Origin of the sequence: Vibrio gelatinilyticus (assembly GCF_022836845.1) — a bacterium.
Classification (GTDB): domain Bacteria; phylum Pseudomonadota; class Gammaproteobacteria; order Enterobacterales; family Vibrionaceae; genus Vibrio; species Vibrio gelatinilyticus.
Map to the genome: position 1 here is coordinate 77,382 of NZ_JAJNNZ010000007.1, position 21,437 is coordinate 98,818.

At 44.8% G+C, this 21,437-nt stretch carries 18 protein-coding genes; 6 read left to right on the forward strand and 12 right to left on the reverse strand.

What is annotated here, in order from left to right:
- Window positions 1-614 precede the first annotated feature (614 nt).
- Both nhaB and dsbB read left to right on the forward strand, forming a co-directional pair.
- A complete protein-coding gene (gene nhaB, locus LNL84_RS10570) occupies window positions 615-2,207 on the forward strand; it encodes a Na(+)/H(+) antiporter NhaB (protein ID WP_244357210.1) in 1,593 nt (530 codons plus the stop codon).
- Window positions 2,208-2,288: 81 nt separating this feature from the next.
- Window positions 2,289-2,810, forward strand: a complete 522-nt coding sequence (gene dsbB, locus LNL84_RS10575; RefSeq protein ID WP_244357211.1) for a disulfide bond formation protein DsbB — start codon at window positions 2,289-2,291, stop codon at window positions 2,808-2,810.
- A 42-nt stretch (window positions 2,811-2,852) separates the two neighbouring features.
- Here dsbB and LNL84_RS10580 read toward each other — a convergent pair whose 3' ends face one another.
- Window positions 2,853-3,449, reverse strand: a complete 597-nt coding sequence (locus LNL84_RS10580; protein ID WP_244357212.1) for a YecA/YgfB family protein — start codon at window positions 3,447-3,449, stop codon at window positions 2,853-2,855.
- Window positions 3,450-3,615: 166 nt separating this feature from the next.
- On the opposite strand from LNL84_RS10580, the gene dusC reads away from it, so the two are divergent.
- On the forward strand, window positions 3,616-4,572 hold the full coding sequence (gene dusC, locus LNL84_RS10585; protein WP_244357213.1) for a tRNA dihydrouridine(16) synthase DusC: 957 nt from the start codon (window positions 3,616-3,618) through the stop codon (window positions 4,570-4,572).
- A 75-nt stretch (window positions 4,573-4,647) separates the two neighbouring features.
- On the opposite strand, the gene LNL84_RS10590 is transcribed toward dusC, so the two are convergent.
- The 3 genes from LNL84_RS10590 to LNL84_RS10600 are packed head-to-tail and all read right to left on the reverse strand — an operon-like array spanning window position 4,648 to window position 7,406.
- Window positions 4,648-5,442 (reverse strand): ABC transporter ATP-binding protein, encoded by a 795-nt coding sequence (locus tag LNL84_RS10590; RefSeq protein ID WP_244357214.1) that lies wholly within the window; start codon window positions 5,440-5,442, stop codon window positions 4,648-4,650.
- Window positions 5,439-6,383: an ABC transporter permease gene (locus LNL84_RS10595; protein WP_244357215.1), complete on the reverse strand. Its 945-nt coding sequence runs from the start codon at window positions 6,381-6,383 to the stop codon at window positions 5,439-5,441. Before LNL84_RS10595 ends, LNL84_RS10590 begins: the two co-directional genes overlap by 4 nt.
- Window positions 6,384-6,440: 57 nt before the next feature.
- Window positions 6,441-7,406, reverse strand: a complete 966-nt coding sequence (locus LNL84_RS10600) for an ABC transporter substrate-binding protein (protein WP_244357216.1) — start codon at window positions 7,404-7,406, stop codon at window positions 6,441-6,443.
- A 367-nt stretch (window positions 7,407-7,773) separates the two neighbouring features.
- Here LNL84_RS10600 and LNL84_RS10605 point away from each other — a divergent pair, with 367 nt between their 5' ends.
- Window positions 7,774-8,877, forward strand: a complete 1,104-nt coding sequence (locus LNL84_RS10605; protein WP_244357217.1) for a PQQ-dependent sugar dehydrogenase — start codon at window positions 7,774-7,776, stop codon at window positions 8,875-8,877.
- Between the two features lie 77 nt (window positions 8,878-8,954).
- On the opposite strand, the gene yfbV is transcribed toward LNL84_RS10605, so the two are convergent.
- Window positions 8,955-9,407, reverse strand: a complete 453-nt coding sequence (gene yfbV, locus LNL84_RS10610; protein ID WP_244357218.1) for a terminus macrodomain insulation protein YfbV — start codon at window positions 9,405-9,407, stop codon at window positions 8,955-8,957.
- Window positions 9,408-9,743: 336 nt separating this feature from the next.
- On the opposite strand from yfbV, the gene LNL84_RS10615 reads away from it, so the two are divergent.
- Together LNL84_RS10615 and pta are read left to right on the forward strand one after the other, a co-directional pair.
- Window positions 9,744-10,940, forward strand: coding sequence for an acetate kinase (locus LNL84_RS10615; RefSeq protein WP_244357219.1), 1,197 nt, complete (start codon window positions 9,744-9,746; stop codon window positions 10,938-10,940).
- A 124-nt stretch (window positions 10,941-11,064) separates the two neighbouring features.
- Window positions 11,065-13,209, forward strand: coding sequence for a phosphate acetyltransferase (gene pta / locus LNL84_RS10620; RefSeq protein WP_244357220.1), 2,145 nt, complete (start codon window positions 11,065-11,067; stop codon window positions 13,207-13,209).
- 42 nt (window positions 13,210-13,251) lie between these two features.
- Here the strand turns inward: pta and LNL84_RS10625 are convergent, their stop codons facing one another.
- From LNL84_RS10625 to LNL84_RS10655, 7 genes are all read right to left on the reverse strand, one after another.
- Window positions 13,252-14,520, reverse strand: a complete 1,269-nt coding sequence (locus LNL84_RS10625; protein ID WP_244357221.1) for an MgtC/SapB family protein — start codon at window positions 14,518-14,520, stop codon at window positions 13,252-13,254.
- Between the two features lie 104 nt (window positions 14,521-14,624).
- A complete protein-coding gene (locus LNL84_RS10630) occupies window positions 14,625-15,566 on the reverse strand; it encodes a glutathione S-transferase family protein (RefSeq protein ID WP_244357222.1) in 942 nt (313 codons plus the stop codon).
- Between the two features lie 234 nt (window positions 15,567-15,800).
- Complete coding sequence (gene oppF, locus LNL84_RS10635; protein ID WP_279611007.1) at window positions 15,801-16,793, reverse strand: murein tripeptide/oligopeptide ABC transporter ATP binding protein OppF; 993 nt, start codon at window positions 16,791-16,793, stop codon at window positions 15,801-15,803.
- A 5-nt stretch (window positions 16,794-16,798) separates the two neighbouring features.
- On the reverse strand, window positions 16,799-17,770 hold the full coding sequence (gene oppD / locus LNL84_RS10640) for an ABC transporter ATP-binding protein (RefSeq protein WP_244357224.1): 972 nt from the start codon (window positions 17,768-17,770) through the stop codon (window positions 16,799-16,801).
- Window positions 17,771-17,789: 19 nt separating this feature from the next.
- Complete coding sequence (gene oppC / locus LNL84_RS10645) at window positions 17,790-18,692, reverse strand: oligopeptide ABC transporter permease OppC (protein ID WP_244357339.1); 903 nt, start codon at window positions 18,690-18,692, stop codon at window positions 17,790-17,792.
- A gap of 12 nt (window positions 18,693-18,704) precedes the next feature.
- Window positions 18,705-19,625 carry an oligopeptide ABC transporter permease OppB gene (gene oppB, locus LNL84_RS10650; RefSeq protein WP_244357225.1) on the reverse strand — a complete coding sequence of 307 codons (921 nt, stop codon included), beginning with the start codon at window positions 19,623-19,625 and terminating at the stop codon, window positions 18,705-18,707.
- Window positions 19,626-19,726: 101 nt separating this feature from the next.
- A complete protein-coding gene (locus tag LNL84_RS10655; protein ID WP_244357226.1) occupies window positions 19,727-21,355 on the reverse strand; it encodes an ABC transporter substrate-binding protein in 1,629 nt (542 codons plus the stop codon).
- Window positions 21,356-21,437 lie beyond the last annotated feature (82 nt).

Sequence of the window (21,437 nt, forward strand, 5' to 3'; positions counted from 1 at the left end):
ATACCACTACTTTAAGAAAATCGACAAGATACACGACTTATATCTGTAACAATTATAATAGAGTGTTAACTCTATTGTTCCTTTAGGCACCATGCATTCTCTATGCAGATTACACAAATCGTGTTGGTACGATGTCATCATAATGTCATCGGATTTCGCCAAAAAAAATACTTCCAAGCGCATATATACCTCTTTTTAATTATTGCGCTTTTTCCGAACATTCAATTCGAAATCTCCTGAATAACTGAATTTTTTCAATCGCATATTGTTTCTATTATTTGTGCGCTGAACCTAACTGCTTTGCAATCGACAACGTTTTTAAATCAGCTAGAGCAAGACCAGTAATTTGAGATATCTGCATAGATCGCGTTTTTCGTAAAAAGTCGAGTTTTAACTGTTACAACCCTTCTTTTTTGTTGACTAAATCTTAACGAGGAGTAGAGTTGCGAGCGAAGCAAGGAGTGCTTGATTGGCCTGTAGGGACTTGGCAAGACAACATGAAAATGCGTTTGTTGTTTTTCTAAGTTTTTGTAGCTAAAGCTCTGTTAGGACTCTCTCCCAGATACTCTCTCGCACCCTGCAATTTCAATTCATTACAACAAAAGAGTATTAACATGCCGATGTCTTTAGGTAATGCTTTTATCAAGAACTTCCTTGGTAAAGCTCCTGATTGGTATAAAGTTGCCATAATAGCTTTTCTAATCATTAACCCTCTTGTCTTTTTCTTTGTCAATCCGTTTGTGGCGGGTTGGTTATTAGTGATTGAGTTCATCTTTACTTTAGCAATGGCACTAAAGTGCTATCCTCTACAACCTGGTGGTCTACTCGCTATTCAAGCCGTGGCCATTGGCATGACATCTCCCGGGATGGTGAAACATGAGATAGTCAATAATATTGAAGTGCTTCTATTATTGATTTTCATGGTAGCCGGTATCTACTTCATGAAGAACCTGCTGCTATTTATGTTCACAAAAATCCTGTTAGGGATACGCTCTAAAGTCGTTCTTTCCTTAGCTTTTTGTTTTACCGCTGCGTTCTTATCTGCGTTCTTAGACGCTCTTACCGTTATTGCTGTTGTCATTAGCGTCGCAGTTGGCTTCTACTCGATTTATCATAAAGTGGCTTCAGGCAAGGCCATTGGCTCTTCCCATGACCATACTCAAGATGAGCACCTATCAGAACTCACCCGTGATGACTTAGAAAATTATCGTGCGTTTTTACGTTCGTTACTCATGCACGCAGGTGTCGGTACGGCTCTTGGTGGCGTAATGACCATGGTAGGCGAACCGCAAAACTTGATTATCGCAGATCAGGCTGGGTGGCTTTTTGGTGAATTTATCGTCCGCATGTTACCTGTTACAGCGCCTGTATTTGTACTTGGACTCTGTACTTGTGCTTTGGTAGAGAAATTCAAAGTTTTTGGTTACGGCGCACAGTTACCTGCAAACGTAAAACAAATCCTAGTCGACTTTGACCGCGAAGAGCGTAAAACGCGAACTAAGCAAGATATCGCGAAGCTAGTGATTCAAGGTTTGATTGCGGTTTGGCTAATCGTCGGTTTGGCTCTTCACTTAGCAGCCGTTGGTCTTATTGGCCTCTCGGTTATCATTCTGGCAACTGCGTTTACGGGCGTTATTGAAGAACACTCAATGGGTAAAGCGTTTGAAGAGGCATTGCCGTTCACCGCATTACTTGCTGTTTTCTTCTCAATTGTCGCCGTGATTATCGATCAAGAACTGTTCAAACCTATTATCGATGCAGTATTGGCTATCGAAGACAAAGGCACACAGTTGGCGCTGTTTTACGTTGCTAACGGTGTCCTGTCTATGGTCTCTGATAACGTATTTGTCGGCACGGTTTATATCAACGAAGTTAAAGCGGCACTACTTGAAGGCACTATCACTCGTGATCAGTTCGACCTCCTGGCTGTGGCGATCAATACCGGTACCAACTTACCATCAGTTGCAACTCCGAACGGTCAGGCTGCGTTCCTATTCTTGTTGACGTCAGCGTTGGCACCATTGGTTCGACTATCTTACGGTCGAATGGTGTGGATGGCACTGCCGTACACTATCGTACTGGCGATTGTTGGCTTGGTTGGTATCATTTACTTTGTTGAGCCAATGACAGCATGGTTTTACGATGCTGGTTGGATTTCGCACCATGTTGCTGGAGCAGCAGATAGTGCGGTAAGTTCCGGTCACTAATATTTTTAGTTGATTGTGAAGCTAATCCGCGTTAAAAAGCTCTGAGTAATCAGGGCTTTTTTATATTTTTAGGGATGAAACGTGACTTTACTATCTCAAATCCATACTTTCTCAAAAACGCGGCTATCTTGGCTATTACTCTTTTCTGCTACTATTTTATTTGAACTTTGTGCTTTGTTCTTTCAACACGTCATGATGCTAGGGCCATGCGTCATGTGCATTTATGAAAGAATTGCAATGCTAGGCATAGTGGGTGCCGCCATGATCGGCTTTGTTAACCCTGGCAATACTGCTGTTCGCTGGCTTGGTCTCGGAGCATGGGGAGCATCGGCCTACAAAGGGTTGTTACTTGCTCTAGAACATGTTGATTATCAATTCAACCCATCCCCTTTTAAAACATGCGACTTATTCGTTAAGTTCCCAGACTGGGCTCCGCTCAATGAATGGGCACCATGGATGTTTGAAGCTTACGGTGACTGCTCGAAAGTGGTATGGGAATTTTTGACGTTATCAATGCCACAATGGCTGGTTATTATTTTCGCAGGCAATTTACTCGCACTTGCTATCATCGTCCTGTCTCAATTTACCAAGCCGAAACACTAGTCACTGCCTCTACAAAAAAAGATGGCTTAAGCCATCTTTTTTCTATTTTGCACAGCACTGCTTAAACTTTTTACCACTGCCGCAAGGACAAGGATCATTGCGCCCTATCTCTTTGTAAGGATTAACCGATTGGGATTGATGACCAACCATAAGCTCATCGGCGGCCATCGCAACTTCAGAAATCATAGTATTTAATTGTGGTAACAAGTCCTTGAGTCGTGGCAGTGATTCGTAACCTGCTTCTTTCATCTGCACATGAGTTTGCTCTTCATCTATAGCGAGCATGAACGTCGTCAAGAGTGCTTGAAGCATCCTCAATGTTCCATCGCTCATTGGTTTATCTTGCCACTGTTCTTCTATCAAAGGCCAAACAACCATAAAACCTTCAGAAAAATCGGCTAATTTGTCTCGCTTACTCGCGATCTCACTGAGATCAAAGCTGTTGGCTTTTAATAACGCGTATTGACTATGGATTCGCTCCGTCACTGCGTCTTTAAGTTCCGCGTTAGGACCTTGTAATGTCTCTAGCCATAGCTCGGGATCCGTTGGTTTTGTCGCAAAATTAGCTGCCAATATTGCACCTTCAACAAACAGTGCACTTTCGCCCTGCCATCCAGCAGGTAATTCAATCAATGTCATTACTTTTCACCATGATAGGTAGATAGGCGAAGTATATACTCAATGACGTGGCTCAGCGACCTTCACGAGTACTATCGCTGTGCTTTTTACAAAAACCACCAGCGGTGGTCGATCATTACTTAAAATGAGGTTAGAATCGCCGCTTCCTTTACATACGAGAAGAATCATGCGACTAGTTTTGGGCCCGATGGAGGGCGTGTTGGATCATTTGATGCGTGAGATCCTAACAGAAATCAACGACTACGATCTTTGTGTTACCGAGTTCGTTAGGGTTGTTGATCAGGCTTTACCTCCTCACGTGTTTCACAAGATCTGCCCGGAACTACTGCAGGGCTCTCAAACCCGCTCGCAGACGCCTATTCATATTCAGCTATTGGGGCAAGATCCACGTTGGATGGCGGAAAACGCCGTCATTGCCGAGGGTTTAGGGGCTAAAGGTATCGATCTTAACTTTGGTTGCCCTGCACGTTTGGTGAATAAAAGTAAAGGAGGCGCAGCCTTACTACAGCATCCAGAACTCATCTACCAGGTGATTAAAGCGTGTCGCGAAGCGGTCGATGACAAAGTTCCCGTTACAGCCAAAATTCGCTTGGGCTGGGATAACCCTGAAGATTGTTTCGAGATCGTCGACGCCGTCGAAAAGGCAGGAGCGAACGAGCTGACAGTCCATGCACGCACTAAATCTGCCGGATACAAAGCAAGTGAAATTAAATGGGACTATATCCGCCAAATTCGCGAAAAGACCACGTTGCCGCTTATCGCCAATGGCGAAATCTGGAATCATGCCGATGGACAGCGCTGCATGGAAACCACACAAGTAAATTCCTTGATGGTCTGCCGCGGTGCTTTTAACGTTCCTAATCTAGGAAACGTGGTGAAGCACAATGCTTCACCAATGTCTTGGCCTGAAGTGGTTGAACTCTTATTACTATATTCAACTTATGAGATTGAAGGCGACAAAGGCCTCTATTATCCTAACCGCGTCAAGCAATGGTTCTCATATTTAAAGCAGCAATACCCTGAAGCCAATCGGTTATTTAGGGAGATTCGCACCTTCAACAAAGCCGCCCCGATTGTTGATCACATCCAGCGCTACCGCGACGAGTTATATACCGCAGTATGAATCAAAAAATCCCCCTTCGAATGAAGAGGGATTTTATGAACGAGAGATGTAAAGAGTTAGCCAGTTCGCTGATATCTAATTCAGTAACAAACTGTCATCGGCAAGTTCTTCACCGCGAACTTTTGAGAACATCTCAAGTAAGTCTGGAACGCTCATCCCCGCTCTTTGCTCACCAGCAACATCCAAGACGATTTCGCCTTGGTGTAACATCACTGTGCGATCCCCACAAGCCAAAGCATCCTTCATCGAATGGGTCACCATCATGACAGTAAGGTTAAACTCTTTAACCACTTTCTTGGTTAAATCAATGACAAACGCTGCCATGCGAGGGTCGAGAGCTGCTGTATGCTCATCGAGCAGCAATAACTTGCTGTCTGAGAGCGTCGCCATAACAAGGCTTACAGCCTGTCTTTGACCACCAGACAGTAAACCAATATTATCACTTAACCTATCTTCTAAACCCAAGCCAAGAATACTGATACGCTCCTGAAACAACTTTCTACGTTTAGCCGATAGTGATAAACCCCAGCCACGCTTTTTGCCACGCATATAAGCCAAAGCCATGTTTTCTTCGATGGTTAAGTCTCCACAAGTGCCAGCAAGAGGGTCTTGAAATACTCTTGCACATTGACTAGCACGTTGATCAACGGTTCTGCGAGTCACGTCGAGATCGTCAATAAGGACACGCCCGCCAACCATCGGCGTTTCTCCAGTGACAGCACCAAGCAACGTTGATTTTCCTGCACCATTCGAGCCAATCACCGTTAGGAACTGATGTTCTGGCACTTCTAAATCGACACCACGTAGCGCTCTGTTTTCTAAAATTGTGCCCTGATTAAAGGTCACTTGAATATCTTCTAAACGGATCATGCTGCTCTCCCCGTTTGATCGCCTGAATTCGATACCGCTTTATTCTCAGCAGGCTTACCGCCCTTTTTTGCCTTGAGGTTTCCTTTAAGCTTTGGCGCAATAAGCGCGATAGCAACGAGCACAGCCGTTACTAAGTTCAGATCGGACGCTTGCAAACCGAACATTCCAGAACTCAGAGCAAAAGCCACTGCTAATCGGTAAAGTACAGAACCGACAATCACAGCAATCACAGCAATCCATATACGGCGACCCGGTATCAAGGTTTGCCCCAGAATAACGGCAGCAAGACCCACTACGATGGTACCCACTCCAGATGTCACATCTGCAAAACTGTTCGTTTGCGCAAACAGTGCTCCGGCGAAGCCGACAAAGCCGTTGGAAAGCGCGAGACAAAAGTAAGTATAAAACGAAGTGCTTGCACCTTGCGCGCGCACCATTCTGTCATTGACTCCCGTTGCTCTTAACCCTAAGCCAAAATCACTGTTCAGTAGACGAACGACAAACCAGGCCGATATTAAAACCAGAATTCCGACAACGATTGGACGAATGTACATTGAATCGCCCATCATCTCGAATGGGGTTAAGATAGTTTCTTCACCAAGCAAGGCCATATTAGGGCGGCCCATGATACGAATATTGATAGAGAAAGCGGCAATCATGGTTAGAATTGAGGCGAGCAGATGCAAAATACCACAACGTACGGCAAGAAATGCGGTCACCCAGCCCGTCGCTGCTCCGGCAACAATTGCCATACCTGTAGCCACCCATGGATTGATACCTGCAACAATCGCAGTTGCTGCTACCGCCGCACCCATAGGAAAGCTGCCATCAACACTGAGGTCAGGAAAGTCGAGTACCCTGAAGGTAAGATAGACGCCCAGCGCAACAAGACCATAAATCATGCCAATTTCAAGCGCGCCAAAAAAAGCGAAAGCAGACATAACAACTCCTTTTCTGCTTTGATGCGCCTAGGCTGCATGCCTAGGCGACGACGAGATTTACTTCACGCTTGTTGCGCGGTCCATTACAGACTTAGGAATTACAATACCTAACTTTTTAGCTGCCGATGCGTTGATAACAAGATCAGAACCTTTAGCTACCTGAACATCAATTTTTCCTGGATCTTGACCTTCAAGAATTTGAGCTACGTAATCAGCCGTTTGAACGCCAATCTGATAGTAGTCAAAACCTAAACTTGCTACAGCACCACGCTCAACGTACGAAGTCGCTGCACCAAATACTGGCGTTTTCGCTTGGTTCGCCGCTACGATCATGCCTTCGATAGCACTAGCAACCGTATTATCAATCAGAGCATAAATGATGTCAGACTTTGCCGAGATAGCTTGAGTCGCCGTTTGCACGTCTGCACTTTTAAGTGCTGTCGCTTCAACTAACTCTATACCGTGCTTTTTCGTGCTGTCTTTTAACAGAGCCATCAAGCTAACCGCATTAGCTTCACCTGGGTTAAAGACCACACCAATCGTTTTAACAGACGGCATAATTTCTTTTATGAGTTCGACATGCTGATCAACTGGTGAAAGATCAGATAAGCCCGTTACGTTCTTGCCCGGTTGCTCAAGTTGCTTAACCAACTTAGCACCCACAGGATCAGTAACAGCGGTGAATACCACTGGAATATCACGCGTTGCAGAAACCAGAGCTTGAGCCGTTGGGGTTGCAATACCAACAAGAACATCAGGTCGCTCGCCGACATATTGACGCGCAATTTGTACCGCAATAGCTGGGTTACCTTGCGCTGTTTTAAAATCAAACTCTAGGTTCTTGCCTTGCTCATAACCTTTTTCTTTCAGGCCGTCGAGTAATCCTTGACGAGTAGCATCTAATGCTGGGTGTTCTACAATTTGGGATACAGCAACTTTGGCTGTTTTTGCCATAATACTAGTGGAGGATAGTAGTGCCGCTCCGGCTAAGATTGCTGCTGTGATCAGCTTGCTTGCTTTCATCTTGACTCCTTGATTCAGCAATTTTGTGTTTGCTCATGTGATGTTTTAGATAGGCGGTGAAACATGCCTTAATGGAAGTGTATACAATAAGTTACACCTCAAAATTCAATGCACATTTATCTCTGTGCGTAATGCTATTACTACCAGCAAGTTCACTAGATTGAAAGGAAATATTAACAAACAAGCTCACAAAGTGTGCATGCAATACTATTTAGTAAAATATTTACGAATCAAAGCGTATAAATTCCGATACAAGACGGTGTGTTTTGTCATTTCCACAAAGTAAACATCTGTTGATGATGCATAAACTGCGTGAATCAAAGGCAAGTGGTGCATCCGTTAATCTAGATAAGTAAAAGGGGTTTCAATGTTAACGTCACATCATAGGTTCCTTGTCTTTATCTACTGCCTACTATTCAATACAGGTATCTGCCATGCTATTGAATTGGAAAGCAGTCAACTCACCAAAGTTGCCACACTCAACTCTGTGCCTTGGGCCATCGAGAATTTTGCCAACAACCGGTTTCTCATTTCCTTACGCAGTGGCAAGCTCTTAGTTCTCGATAGCCATCTAGGAAGTATTAAAGAGGTACCTGGCCTACCAGACATATATGTCAAAGGGCAAGGTGGTCTGATGGACATCAAGCAAGCCCCCTCCGAGGACAATACATTCTATGTGACATATGCAAAGCCCATCGGTAACGGCGGGGCTCCAACCGTTGCCAAAGTCGTGATCAATAATGACCGAATATCGGTTTGGCAAGACTTGTTTACGAGCAATTTCACAGTGACCAGTGGGCGCCATTTTGGCAGTCGAGTTACCTTTGACCAAAAAGGTTTCTTATATATGACAATTGGTGACGGGGGCGATCGTGACAATGGGCAGGACACTACCACCCATGCTGGCACTATCGTCCGTCTTGGAAAAAGCGGTGAGATCCCTAATGATAATCCATATGTAAATAGCAGTAATGTGCTACCAGAGATTTATAGTTTTGGGCACAGGAATCCACAAGGTATCGCGTTTGACCCGCACAATAACGTCCTTTGGGCGATCGAGCATGGCCCACGTGGTGGTGACGAACTAAACAAAATCGAAGCCGGAAAGAACTATGGGTGGCCGATAACATCACACGGCCAAGAATACTGGGGCCCTATTAATGTGGGTGAAGCACAAGAAAAAGAGGGGATAGAGTCTCCTAAAAAAGTGTATGTCCCTTCAATAGCACCCGGTTCACTTTATATTTATACCAATGACTATTTCCCTCGCCTGCAAGGAAAGCTGCTTATAGGCGCGCTTAAGCTCACTCATATTAATATCCTGGACGTTAATAATCACGCACAGGTAATAGAGGAAAGGCGCTACTACTCTGAACTCAATGAACGCATCAGGGACATTACCTCAGATGACAAAGGCAATATTTGGTTTATCGCTGACAGTGGCGCTGTCTATATGGTGTCGCGGAAATAAAGTCGCTAGCATACAATAAGGCCCTAAACTCTTTCTTGTTAGAAGTGTTTAGGGCCTTTTCTATTCGTTCTTTTTATTTAGAACCAACGTTCAAGCGCGTTTTTGTCGAGTTGCCTAAATGCTCTGTTCAAAATAACGGCGAGCTCTCTGTATCTTGGGTTTGCGTTGACAGGTTCGAGCGCGAAGCCAGTCTCTGTTATTTTCTGATGAAGCTCTCGATACCAAGCAGCTAGAGAAGGCGGTAGCTGAGTATTCGCACGATTGCCCAACCACCACATACCTTGCAAAGGCAAGCTAATTGCAAACAGAGCAACCACAATAGCTTGTGGCATTGCTTGAGCATTACTAAATGTCATCTGAGTCAAAATACTAATCGCTGCGACAGCAGGCATCACTTTGATGCCAAATCTTGTGGCTTTTATGATGCGTTGCTCTGGAAACAGCGGAGTAAGCTCTTTTCTCATTGGCCACGTTTCCATGTAACGCTGGCCATTTTTTAAACTTTGAGTTAAACCAGCCCTATCACTCATCTTACAACCTCACTAAAAAAAAGTTGAACCATTCAAAAAATGATACAAAACATTGACGAAAGTTAAGATTCTTTCAAATTATTTTGTTATATTTCGCCATTATCGTTATTCTTATCAGAACCCTCATTCTCATTGTTGCCGTAAATTTCAATTAAGGCAACTAGAGTTGGCTTCTGCAAGGATAGCAAATGTGGTTTTCTTAAGAAAATCGCATATCATTATACGGTAATTGATGTATTTTTGACCAAAGTTAATTGGTGATATTTTGTTACGCCTTAACTTTGGGAAACGTTTATACCCCCGATCTTGGATCAGACAATATACAGGTAACCTCTAATGTCTAAGCTGGTTTTAGTTTTAAACTGTGGTAGTTCTTCTCTTAAATTCGCCATCGTTGATGCAGAAAATGGTAATGAGCACCTAACAGGTCTTGCTGAATGCCTTCACTTGCCTGAAGCGCGTATCAAATGGAAGCTTGACGGTAAGCACGAGGCACAACTCGGTAACGGTGCTGCACACGAAGAAGCATTGGCGTTCATGGTAGAAACTATCCTTGCTTCTAAACCTGAGCTAAAAGCTAACCTTGGTGCTATCGGTCACCGTATCGTTCACGGTGGCGAGCAATTCACATCTTCTGCACTTATCACAGACGAAGTACTTAAAGGTATCGAAGATTCTGCAACATTTGCACCTCTTCACAACCCTGCTCACATCATCGGTATCGAAGCAGCGAAGCACAACTTCCCTGAGCTGAAGAACGTAGCAGTATTTGACACTGCGTTCCACCAAACGATGCCTCAAGAGTCTTACCTATACGCACTACCATACAACCTGTACAAAGAGCACGGCATCCGTCGCTACGGCATGCACGGTACTTCTCACCTATTCATCGCACGTGAAGCAGCTGAGCTACTTGGTAAACCCGCTAACGAACTCAACATCATCAACTGCCACCTAGGTAACGGTGCTTCTGTTTGTGCTATCAAAAACGGTGAGTCTGTAGATACTTCAATGGGTCTAACTCCACTTGAAGGCCTCGTAATGGGTACTCGTTGTGGTGACATCGATCCTGCGATCATCTTCCACCTACACGACGCACTAGGTTACTCTGTAGAGCAAATCAACAACATGCTAACTAAAGAGTCTGGCCTTCTAGGTCTAACTGAAGTGACGTCTGACTGTCGTTTCGTTGAAGACAACTACGGTGAGAAAGAAGAAGCAACGCGTGCAATGGACGTCTTCTGCCACCGCCTAGCTAAATACGTAGCAGGTTACACGGCATCTCTTGACGGTCGTCTAGATGCTATCGTGTTCACTGGTGGTATCGGTGAAAACTCTGCACCAATTCGTGAGATGGTTCTAAACCGCCTTGGCGTATTCGGTATCGAAGTAGACGGTGAAGCAAACCTTAAAGCGCGTTTCGGCGGCGAAGGCACTATCACATCTGCCGACAGCCGCATCCCAGCAATGGTTATCTCTACTAACGAAGAGCTAGTTATCGCTGAAGACACTGCGCGCCTAGCAGGTCTTTAATGTTCAAACTGGCTAACTTTGGTTAGCCAGTTTTCTTATTGGGCTCAGCCGAAGTCTCCTTTCTCCAAAAGGACACAAGTTCTACTGAGCTTCCTCCCTAGATATAGTTTGAGGTACTTAAAGAATGTCCCGTACTATTATGCTTGTACCAACTAGCGCTGGCGTCGGTCTTACCAGTGTTAGCATGGGTGTACTGCGTGCTATGGAGCGTAAAGGCGTGAACGTATCGTTCTACAAGCCTATCGCTCAACCTCGCCATGGTGGCGACCAGCCAGATCTCACTTCTACTATCATCGGCAACAGTAGCGATATGCTCGTCGGTCAACCTCTACCAATGTCAGAAGCAGAGAACCTTTACGGTAGCGAAAAGGTTGACGTTCTGCTTGAGACTATTGTCGAGCGTTACAACCAAGTTAACAAGAATGCTGAAGTAACGCTTATCGAAGGTCTTGTACCGACTCGTAAGCATCCGTTCGCTAACGCTGTTAACGTAGAAATCGCGAAAACGCTTGGTGCAGAAATTGTCTTTGTCGCAACTCCAGGTACTGATAACCCAAGTCAGCTAAAAGAGCGTATTGAAGTCGCTTGTACTAACTACGGGGGTACGAAGAACAAGAACATTTCTGGTGTTATCATCAACAAGCTGAACGCTCCTGTTGATGAAGCGGGTCGCACGCGCCCAGATTTGTCAGAGATTTTTGATGACGCTGATACTGCGCAGCAAGCTAACCTTAAAGTTATGCAGATCTTCAACACGAGTCCAATCCGTGTTCTGGGCTGTGTACCTTGGAAGATAGACTTGATCGCGACTCGTGCTATTGACATGGCTAAACACCTGAACTCTGAAATCATCAACGAAGGTGACATCGCTTCTCGTCGTATTAAGAGCATCACATTCTGCGCACGTTCACTGCCTAACATGATCGAGCACTTCAAACCAGGCTCACTGCTAGTCACTTCTGCAGATCGCCCTGACGTTATCGTAGCCGCAGCTCTAGCGGCCATGAACGGAGTGGAAATCGGTGCAATTCTACTAACAGGTGGCTATGATGTTCCGGTTGAGATCGCAGATCTCATTAAACCTGCACTAGATACAGGTCTTCCGATATTCAAAGCACAAGGGAACACTTGGCAGACGTCTCTTAACCTACAAAGCTTCAGCCTAGAAGTCCCTGCAGACGATAAAGAACGTATCGAGTTCGTAAACGAACACGTTGCTGGTCATATCGACGGCCCTTGGATCGACTCTCTACTGGAAGGTACCATTGGTACTCGTAAACTCAGCCCACCTGCGTTCCGTTATCAGCTAACTGAACTCGCTCGTCGTGCTGGCAAACGTATCGTCCTTCCTGAAGGCGACGAGCCACGTACTGTCAAAGCAGCCGCTATCTGTGCTGAGCGTGGTATTGCCGAGTGTATACTTCTAGGTAACCCTGAAGAGATCAAGCGCGTTGCAGCGCAGCAAGGTGTTGAGCTAGGCACTGGCGTTCAAATCATCGATACGGATGCTGTCCGTGAGCAATATGTCGCTCGCTTAGTTGAGCTTCGTGGCGCTAAAGGTATGACGGAAGTTGTTGCTCGTGAGAAGCTCCAGGACTCAGTATACCTAGGTACGATGATGCTTGAAGCGAATGAAGTTGACGGCCTTGTATCAGGTGCAGTTCATACAACCGCAAACACAATCGTTCCCCCGTTCCAAATTATCAAAACGGCTCCGGGCACTTCTATCGTATCTTCAATCTTCTTCATGCTTCTGCCTGATCAAGTATTGGTATACGGTGACTGTGCAATCAACCCAGATCCAACAGCGGAACAGCTTGCTGAAATTGCAATCCAATCTGCTGATTCTGCACAAGCGTTTGGTATTGATCCACGCGTTGCAATGATCTCTTACTCGACAGGTGAGTCTGGTAAAGGTGCAGATGTAGATAAAGTTCGTGAAGCAACGAAACTGGCTCAGGCTAAACGTCCAGATCTTATCATTGATGGTCCATTACAGTACGATGCAGCCATTATGGAGAACGTAGCGGCTTCTAAAGCACCTAACTCTCCAGTCGCAGGTAAAGCAACCGTCTTCGTATTCCCAGACCTCAACACGGGCAACACAACTTACAAAGCGGTTCAACGCTCGGCAGACTTAGTCTCTATCGGTCCAATGTTGCAAGGCATGCGTAAGCCTGTTAACGATCTTTCCCGTGGCGCACTTGTAGACGACATCGTATACACAGTCGCACTGACTGCGATTCAATCAGCTCAAGAGCAAGAATAACTGTTCAGACATTCTATTTAAAAGCCCCTACTGGGGCTTTTTTTATAGCCAGAAAGTCACTAGGCCAACGATAACGGCTGTCAGCATTGGTATTACGACGAGCTTTCCCAGCTGCCTATCGCCAATCGTAACCACCATCATCATTTTCACCAGCGTATTCATTGCAGCAGCGATCACTATGCCAAGTGCCGCAATGTCCAAAGTTAAACTATCTTGGCTTTGCCTTGCTAAAGCTAAGGAAATCGCGTCAACGTCAGTTATGCCCGACAATGCTGCTAGCAACAAGGTACCAGTACTTCCTAGCCATTCCGAAAGCGCTTTAGACAGCAACATAATCGCGATCAGGACCACCCCAAAAAACAGCGCAGAACGAAGGGCTAAAGGGTTAGCGGTTGTTTTATTAGGCTCAACGTAATTGACATCGGCCCTGCGCCATATCCACCATACAGGAAAGTAAATCGCGGCGGTCATCGTTATTAAAGCAGGCCAAAGATAAGCTATTAGGAAGGGGTTGATAATAAATAAAACGATCAACAATCGTGGGAACATGGTTCCACAGCTTAGTAAAATACCACTGGCTAACAATGGGCTAAGCGAGCTTTGCTTTCGAGATAGATGAGAAAACTGTAAAGTCAAAGCGGTGGAAGAGCTCAACCCGGCAAACAATGACGTAAAGAGGATCCCACGCTTGGCTCCTCCAATTTTTATCGCAAAGTAGCCAACAAACGAAATGCTCGCGATTAAGACTACCATCCACCAGATTTCATATGGATTTACCGCATTCCAAGGGCCGTATGTTTTATTCGGTAACAGTGGCAGTAATACGATGGAGATCATTAGCAAACGCAGCGCTGCATCAAGTTCATATTCTTGCAGTTTCTGAAGCGCTTGGTGAAGCTCGCTTTTGTTATCAAGCACAACCGCTGTGATCACAGCAGCGGACGCTGCGAGTACCGTGTAACCAGAGACGGCTAGGCTGCCCAATACGAATGTGATGAGCAGGCTAACCACGCCTGTAATGCTAATATCTTTGCTTTTTCTCTGCTGAATGACAAACGCAATACATGCCAATATAACCAACGCGAGGAGCGCGAACCCTAGAAGAAGAGGAGAATAAATCTTGGCAAGAAGCGCAATCAACCCACCAAACAAACTCACCAACGAGAACGTTCGTATACCCGCGACACGACTTCCCTCTACACTGTTTCTCATGACCCAGCCACGTTGTGTGCCGACGATAGCGCCTAATACTAAGGCAATAAACAGATTCCAAAACAAGTTGTCGCCATTGACTAACGCATTGATGTCCATCTTTTGTCCTCAATAGCTGCCTCTATAAATAGTGTATTTGTTTTTTCACAAATATCATTGAAGCAGGCATCATTACCGAACAATTCAATGCAGTAGAGTAACTGCTATGTGCTTCTTTCGTGGGGTGAATCTAGATCCAGCTCAGGGCCAACGGGAACAATTTGCGTCGGGTTAATACCAGTATGACTGAAGTAGTAATGTCTTTTAATATGGTAAAAGTCCGTAGTTTCCTTGATGCCTTCAATTTGGTAGAGCTCTTTTAGATACCCTTGAATGGCAGGGTAATCAGCTATTGGCTTTTTGTTGCATTTAAAGTGTCCGACATAAACCGCATCAAATCGAACAAGTGTGGTAAACAAGCGCCAATCGGCTTCGGTGATCTGGTCACCTGTTAAATAACGATGTGTCTCCAAATGCTGTTCCACTTTGTCTAGCGCCGAAAACAAGTTCTTATAAGCTTCCTCGTACGCATCTTGAGTCGTTGCAAACCCGCAACGGTACACCCCGTTATTAATATTCGGATAGACGAATTCATTCCAATCTTCGATGGCAACTGTCAAGTGTTCTGGGTAAAAGTCATCGCTGTTTCCTGTAAGCTCATTGAACTCTGAGTTGAACATGCGAATTATCTCAGACGATTCGTTGCTCACGATGGTGTTTGTCTTCTTATCCCAAAGTACCGGTACCGTAACGCGACCAGTATAGTCTGGTTTGGCTTGAGTGTAGACCTGATGAAGTTTTTTGAAGCCAAAAAGAGGTTCGGGTAAACCAAAGGACCAGCCCTCAGATAACATGTCTGGGCAAACGACAGTGACATCGATGTGCGACTCAAGCCCCTTTAACGTTCGGAAAATCAGTGTTCGATGAGCCCAAGGACAAGCGAGCGATACGTAAAGATGATAACGACCAGACTCCGGTTGAAACTTGGCATCATCGCTGTTTTTTATCCAGCTGCGAAAACCCGCGTCTTCACGAACAAATTTCCCACCAGAAGATTTGGTGTCATACCATACGTCGTGCCAAACGCCATCGACTAACTTTCCCATAGTTTTGATCCTTCCGTATTTCTAAGTACATTGATTATAGGGGGCAAACACTGGGAAATTGAGAGGAAAGTTTAAAAGAAGTTGTTCGAATAACTTGAATAAGCCAAAATCTGAGTCCAAAAAAAGCGCGACAAAAAAATGCTGTCGCGCTTAGGCCCGTCACAGGCTGAAACTAGCTACTCCCAGCCCCTAAGACTGAGAGTATTTCCTTGCTGTTATTTAATAGGGATAACCTTACACGGTAACGTTAAGGCATGACACTGCGTGTACATCCGTTCCCTGTATTGTTGGTTTTGTTTTCGAACATTGCTCCGTTGCCTGAGGGCAACGAGTGCGAAAAACACAACCTGATGGCGGAGTGATCGGTGAAGGTAGATCCCCTTCTAACATCTGAATTTTCTTCGTGCGTTCAATCTTTGGATCTGGGATTGGCACTGCAGACATTAACGCCTTGGTGTAAGGGTGCGTTGGGTTAGCAAATAGTGCTTTCGCCTCGCCTAGTTCTACCGCGTTACCAAGGTACATCACCAATACGCGATCTGAGATGTGTTTAACTACCGACAGATCGTGAGCGATGAAAACTAAGCTAAGACCTAGCTCTTTTTGCAGTTCTTTTAGTAGGTTAACAACCTGCGCCTGAATTGACACATCAAGTGCAGAGACGGGTTCGTCACAGATGATCATTTTAGGACGAAGAATCAAAGCACGAGCGATACCAATACGCTGACACTGACCGCCAGAGAATTCATGAGGATAGCGGTTAATAACGTTTGGTAATAAGCCAACTTTAGTCATCATCTCTTTTACGCGATCTTTGATTTCCTGCTTAGACAGCTCAGGATAAAACGTCTCTAAAGGCTCGGCGATAATATCACCAACGGTCATACGTGGGTTCAAAGATGCCAGAGGATCTTGGAAAATCATCTGGATCTCTTTGCGCGTTTGACGACGTTCAACAGCTTGCATTTTACACAAGTCCTGTCCCATCCAGACGACTTCACCCTCTGTTGCTTCAACAAGACCAATAATGGCACGCGCAAACGTTGATTTACCACAACCTGATTCACCCACGACACCAAGAGTTTCGCCTTCATAGAGACGAACGTTAACGCCATCAACCGCTTTCAGTTGTGAAGGCTTAGCCCAAGGCCAAGCCGACTTTGAAGCAATACTAAAATGTACTTTTAGAGACTTTACGTCTAGTAGTAATGATTTATTGTCTGTCATTGCGTTCATTTGGCCCAAGCCTCCCAATCAGAAAAACACGCACGTTGGCGATCTTGACCAAAGTTCAGTAGCTTTGGTGCTTCTACGCTGCATTGAGGAGTAGCTCGATGACAACGCTCTTGATATGGACAACCTGGTGGCAAACGCAATAGGTTTGGTGGATTACCTGGTATTGTTGGTAGAATCTCACCTTCCGTATCGAGACGAGGAATCGCTTTTAACAACCCTTCTGCGTATGGATGGCTAGGATTGTAAAAAATATCATCAACCGAACCGTATTCCATAGTACGACCAGCGTACATGACCAATACCTTATCGCACGAACCAGCCACAACACCCAAATCATGGGTAATCATGATAATTGCCGTATTGAACTCATCTTTAAGCTCGTTAAGCAAATCCATAATCTGTGCTTGTACCGTTACGTCAAGAGCAGTGGTTGGCTCATCGGCAATCAATAATTTAGGGCGACATAAAAGCGCCATAGCAATCATCACACGTTGACGCATGCCGCCAGAGAATTCGTGGGGGTACATAGTGATACGCTTGCGAGCTTCTGGAATTTTAACCGCTTCAAGCATACGAACAGATTCTTCAAATGCTTCAGCTTTACCCATGCCTTTGTGCAGCATAAGTACTTCCATCAATTGGTCACTCACCTTCATATACGGGTTAAGTGACGTCATTGGATCTTGGAAAATCATCGCAATCTGCTCAGCACGGACTTTGTTAAGTTCCTTTTCTGGCAGGTTTAAGATCTCTTTACCTTCGAACTTTGCGCTACCGGAAATAATCCCGTTTTTAGCTAATAGTCCCATGATGGCAAAAACAGTTTGAGATTTACCTGAACCTGATTCACCCACAATACCTAATGTTTCACCTTGCTTAAGGTTGAAGTTCAGGTCGTTAACTGCGGTAACAATACCATCCTGCGTGGTAAATTCGACACGCAGATCTTTTACATCTAATAAGCTCATAATACTTCCTTCGTCTTTATTATCTGTCTTTTGGATCCAACGCGTCACGAAGACCGTCACCCACGTAGTTAAAGCAGAAAAGAGTAATAACCATAAACGCTGCTGGGAACAGGAGCTGCCATACTGCTACTTCCATCGTATTGGCACCTTCTTGTAGAAGTGCGCCCCAACTTGTCATAGGTTCTTGAACCCCTAAACCAAGGAAAGACAAGAATGATTCCGTCAGGATCATGCTTGGGATAAGTAGTGTTGAATATACGGCTACAATGCCCAGTACATTCGGCACGATGTGACGAGTAATGATTTTCCAATTACTCACACCAGATACATACGCCGCTTCGATAAACTCTTTACTTCGCAAACTCAATGTTTGGCCTCGAACTATTCGTGCCATATCTAGCCATGCGATAGCACCGATAGCCACAAAGATAAGGACAATATTTCGACCAAAGAAAGTCACCAGTACGATCACTAGGAACATAAATGGTACGGCGTATAAAATTTCCAAAATACGCATCATAATGCGGTCAGTTCTGCCACCAATGAAACCAGACGTCGCGCCATAAAGCGTACCAATAAGTACCGCAACTAATGCACCTAATACTCCAACCATCAGAGAAATTCGGCCACCCACGAGGGTACGAACATACAGGTCACGACCTAGGGCATCTGTACCAAACCAGTGCTCTGCGCTTGGCGCTGCATGCATTGCATACCAGTCGGTATCGTCATAAGCAAAGGACGTCATCATTGGCAGAAAAATTACCGCCAGTGTCATCAAAGTCAAAATAAATAGGCTCACCATCGCAGCTTTATTACGCATAAAACGAATGCGCGCATCTTGCCACAAGCTTCGACCTTCAATGTCTAAGTTCTCGGAAAACTTTTCTATTGCTTCTAAGTTCTCTTTTTTCGTTAGCATCATTACTCTCCCTTAGTAACGAATTTTCGGGTCGATCATCGCAAGCAAAATATCCACGACGGCGTTGAACAGAATAAATAGGAAACCAATAAGAATGGTGATCCCCATTACTAACGAATAATCACGGTTAAACGCAGCATTCACAAAGAGCTTACCAATGCCAGGCAGGCCAAAAATGGTCTCGATGACAACCGAACCTGTGATGATACCGACGAACGCAGGTCCCATATAAGAAACTACAGGTAACAATGCTGGCTTAAGTGCGTGCTTGATAATGATATAGCGATAGCTCAGACCTTTAGCTCGTGCAGTACGAATAAAGTTACTGTTCAATGTTTCGATCATCGAACCACGGGTAATACGCGCAAATGTCGCGACGTAAAGTAAAGACATACCAATGATTGGTAGCGCCATGTATTGGAAAGACCCGTCATTCCAACCACCAGCTGGTAACCAACCTAGGTTAATAGAGAAGATATAAATAAGCACAGGCGCTAATACGAATGAGGGCATTACAACCCCGAGCATGGCGGTCGCCATTATTCCATAGTCGAGCCAACTGTTTTGCCGCAGCGCGGCAATGGTTCCGACTGTCACCCCCATGATGACGGTGAAAATGAAGGCCAAAAAGCCTACCTTCGCCGACACTGGTAAGGCGTTAGAAACCAGCTCGTTTACCGTAAAGTCTTTGTATTTAAACGAAGGGCCAAAATCACCCTGCAAAATATTAGTTAGGTAGGTGGTGTACTGCTCAAAAACAGGCTTGTCCAAGCCATATTTAGCATTAATGTTCGCCATCACTTCCGGAGGAAGTGGACGCTCGCTTGAAAATGGGTTACCCGGTGCGAAACGCATCAGGAAGAAAGATACAGTAATCAATACCAATAGAGTTGGTATTGCTTCAAATATCCGTTTCATAATGAATTTAAACATAAACTCATCCATCCAGTCTGTGACAATTTAAAATAGAATAGACGCTGCATGTGTTACCACATGCAGTGCCTGTATTAGTTATAATTTTATTTGAGTAGGAATTACTCGACGATGTACATATCTTTAGAGAACAGTTTATCTTCAGCGTTGTTGCCTGCGTAACCACCTACTTTTGGAGAAACCAAACGAGATGTTACATACTGATAGATTGGTGCAATTGGCATATCTGCCGCTAGGAGTTTTTCTGCTTTGATGTAAAGCGCTTCACGTTCAGCATCACTCGTTGCTGCCATCGCTTCTGCCATTACAGCGTCGTACTCTTTGCTGTTGTACTTAGGATCGTTTGAGCTGTTGTTAGATTGCATTAGCGATAGGAAGCTTGATGCTTCATTGTAGTCGCCACACCAACCCGCACGAGTCACGTCAAAGTCACCTTGACGACGTGTATCTAGGTACGTTTTCCACTCTTGGTTTTCAAGAGTTACTTTTACGCCAAGATCTTTCTTCCACATAGATTGAATTGCAGTCGCAATCTTCTTGTGGTTTTCAGACGTGTTGTATAGCAAGGTAAACTCTAGAGGGTTGCTCTTATCAAAGCCAGCGTCTGCCAGTAGTTTCTTCGCTTCTGCGATACGCTCTTTCTGAGAAAGCTCACCATAAGCAGGAAGTGTTGGGTTGAAGCCAGCCGTGATCTCTGGAGTTAGGAAGTATGCTGGTTTTTGACCTTGGCCAAGAATCGCATTTGCAACGATATTACGGTCGATCGTGTAAGAAAGAGCTTTACGAACGCGTACATCATCAAACGGTGCTTTATTGTTGTTAAAGCCGTAGTAGTATGAACATAGGTTACCCTTAACATCTACAGATTCTGGGTGCTCTTTCTTCAAACGCTTGAAGTGCTCAATTGGCAGCTCGTTAGTGATTTGAATTTCACCAGATAGGAAGCGGTTCATTTCCGCAACTTGGTTTTCAATCGGCAAGAAGGTAACTTTATCTAGGACAGTTTTGCCATTGTCCCAGTATGTTTCGCTACGTGTTAGTTCAATACGCTCATTCACAACCCATTTGTTCAATACAAATGCACCGTTACCAACGAAGTTTTCTGGTTTTGTCCACTGATCACCAAACTTGTCTACTGTGCCTTTGTGAACAGGCTTAACTGTAGTATGGCCCATCATTTTCACGAAATAAGGAACCGCTTGCTCTAGTTGAATTACTAGAGTGTGTGCATCTAGAGCTTTAACGCCCAGAGTTTCTTTGTCTTTTTTACCAGCAATGATGTCTGCTGCATTTTCCATCGTCGTCATTTCTAGGTACCACGAGTATGGAGAAGCAGTGTTAGGATCAACCGCACGCTTAAAGCTGTAAACAAAATCTTCCGCTGTTACAGGATCGCCGTTTGACCATTTTGCATCTTTACGAAGATGGAAAGTAAATTTGGTGTTGTCTGTTGTTTCCCAAGACTCAGCGACACCTGGAGTTGTGTTGCCATCAGCATCTTGGTTAACAAGGCCTTCTAGAAGGTCACGGATTACGTGAGACTCTGGAACACCTTCAGTTTTATGAGGGTCAATTGACGCCACTTCAGTACCGTTACCGCGCACAAGCTCTTGTTTTTCAGCTAGTTGCGTTCCAGCAGGAACGTCAGCAGCAAGTGTCGAGAACGAGGTGGCAGCCACTGCCATACCAGCACCTAGAAGAAGGGCTTGCGTAATTTTATTTTTATACATGCATTTAACTCCAAGTTTTTTAATTTGCATCCATGACTTCTTTGTAAAGTACTAGAACGGGTAGCGATTTAGATCTCTTTAG

What these genes read in the sequence shown, in the direction of transcription:
- oppF (WP_279611007.1), bottom strand. Translation starts at nt 16,793, where the DNA reads ATGACAGACAATAAATCATTACTACTAGACGTAAAGTCTCTAAAAGTA.
- oppD (WP_244357224.1), bottom strand. Translation starts at nt 17,770, where the DNA reads ATGAGCTTATTAGATGTAAAAGATCTGCGTGTCGAATTTACCACGCAG.
- LNL84_RS10595 (WP_244357215.1), bottom strand. Translation starts at nt 6,383, where the DNA reads ATGTCTGCTTTCGCTTTTTTTGGCGCGCTTGAAATTGGCATGATTTAT.
- nhaB (WP_244357210.1), top strand. Translation starts at nt 615, where the DNA reads ATGCCGATGTCTTTAGGTAATGCTTTTATCAAGAACTTCCTTGGTAAA.
- dusC (WP_244357213.1), top strand. Translation starts at nt 3,616, where the DNA reads ATGCGACTAGTTTTGGGCCCGATGGAGGGCGTGTTGGATCATTTGATG.
- LNL84_RS10655 (WP_244357226.1), bottom strand. Translation starts at nt 21,355, where the DNA reads ATGTATAAAAATAAAATTACGCAAGCCCTTCTTCTAGGTGCTGGTATG.
- LNL84_RS10615 (WP_244357219.1), top strand. Translation starts at nt 9,744, where the DNA reads ATGTCTAAGCTGGTTTTAGTTTTAAACTGTGGTAGTTCTTCTCTTAAA.
- yfbV (WP_244357218.1), bottom strand. Translation starts at nt 9,407, where the DNA reads ATGAGTGATAGGGCTGGTTTAACTCAAAGTTTAAAAAATGGCCAGCGT.
- LNL84_RS10625 (WP_244357221.1), bottom strand. Translation starts at nt 14,520, where the DNA reads ATGGACATCAATGCGTTAGTCAATGGCGACAACTTGTTTTGGAATCTG.
- LNL84_RS10605 (WP_244357217.1), top strand. Translation starts at nt 7,774, where the DNA reads ATGTTAACGTCACATCATAGGTTCCTTGTCTTTATCTACTGCCTACTA.
- pta (WP_244357220.1), top strand. Translation starts at nt 11,065, where the DNA reads ATGTCCCGTACTATTATGCTTGTACCAACTAGCGCTGGCGTCGGTCTT.
- LNL84_RS10590 (WP_244357214.1), bottom strand. Translation starts at nt 5,442, where the DNA reads ATGATCCGTTTAGAAGATATTCAAGTGACCTTTAATCAGGGCACAATT.
- oppC (WP_244357339.1), bottom strand. Translation starts at nt 18,692, where the DNA reads ATGCTAACGAAAAAAGAGAACTTAGAAGCAATAGAAAAGTTTTCCGAG.
- LNL84_RS10580 (WP_244357212.1), bottom strand. Translation starts at nt 3,449, where the DNA reads ATGACATTGATTGAATTACCTGCTGGATGGCAGGGCGAAAGTGCACTG.
- oppB (WP_244357225.1), bottom strand. Translation starts at nt 19,625, where the DNA reads ATGTTTAAATTCATTATGAAACGGATATTTGAAGCAATACCAACTCTA.
- LNL84_RS10600 (WP_244357216.1), bottom strand. Translation starts at nt 7,406, where the DNA reads ATGAAAGCAAGCAAGCTGATCACAGCAGCAATCTTAGCCGGAGCGGCA.
- LNL84_RS10630 (WP_244357222.1), bottom strand. Translation starts at nt 15,566, where the DNA reads ATGGGAAAGTTAGTCGATGGCGTTTGGCACGACGTATGGTATGACACC.